Annotated in this window: 2 protein-coding genes; one reads left to right on the top strand and one right to left on the bottom strand. The window is 57.6% G+C overall.

The window, feature by feature from the left end; genetic code table 11:
• The coding region (locus tag lacNas_RS10885) for an IS3 family transposase (RefSeq protein ID WP_201330064.1) at positions 1 to 169 on the top strand (169 nt) is incomplete at its 5' end.
• Between the two features lie 56 nt (positions 170 to 225).
• On the opposite strand, the gene lacNas_RS10880 is transcribed toward lacNas_RS10885, so the two are convergent.
• On the bottom strand, positions 226 to 710 hold a 485-nt coding region (locus lacNas_RS10880), incomplete at its 5' end, for a biotin transporter BioY (RefSeq protein ID WP_201346859.1).

Genomic DNA, 710 nt, shown 5'->3' with positions numbered 1-710 from the left:
GCGTGAGATGTTCTATGGGCAGGAGCACAAATACAAAGACCTAAATGAGATTGAACAAGCTATTCACAAATATATCGATTACTACAACAACGTAAGAATCAAAACAGGACGAAAAAACATGACCCCGATTGAATATCGGAATCATGTTCTAACAACCTTAACGGCGTAATACTAATTTGTCCCAATTTTGGGGGTCACATCACCCGCGGCAAGCGGGACGTTTTTTTATTTTTGATAGCCGCGGCTGACCTTGCCAGCGTAAGCGGCAAAAATTGCTTGCAGGCGCGGGGCCAGGGCAACTAGCAGAAGCAGCTTGGCCAGAGTCGTCGGCAGGAAGGGCCAGATGGCGGCATTAGCCGCGGCCGCAAACGGCAGGCGGCTGATCCAGGCCAGCCAGGCCGCGCCCAAAAGCAGCTGCAGAATGAGGGCCAAAGCGGCTGCCAGGGTCAGACTGAGCCTGGTGTTTTTGGCCAGACCCGTGATCAGGGCCAGGAGCAGAAAGCCCCAGAGAAAGCCGCCGTTAGGCCCAAAAAGGACGGCGATGCCGCCGCTGGCGCCGCTGAAGACCGGCAGGCCGCAGGCCCCTAAAAGCAGGTAGAGGCTGACGGCACCGGTTCCCAGCCGCCAGCCGCCGGCTGCCGCGATCAGCGGAATCACCAGGGTCTGCAGGGTGAAAGGCACCCCGCCCGGCAGGGGGATGGCCAATTGAC

Origin of the sequence: Lactobacillus nasalidis (assembly GCF_016587775.1) — a bacterium.
Lineage (GTDB): Bacteria > Bacillota > Bacilli > Lactobacillales > Lactobacillaceae > Lactobacillus > Lactobacillus nasalidis.
Note: the sequence above shows the minus strand (reverse complement) of the source record. Positions and strands in the feature narration are given on the sequence as shown.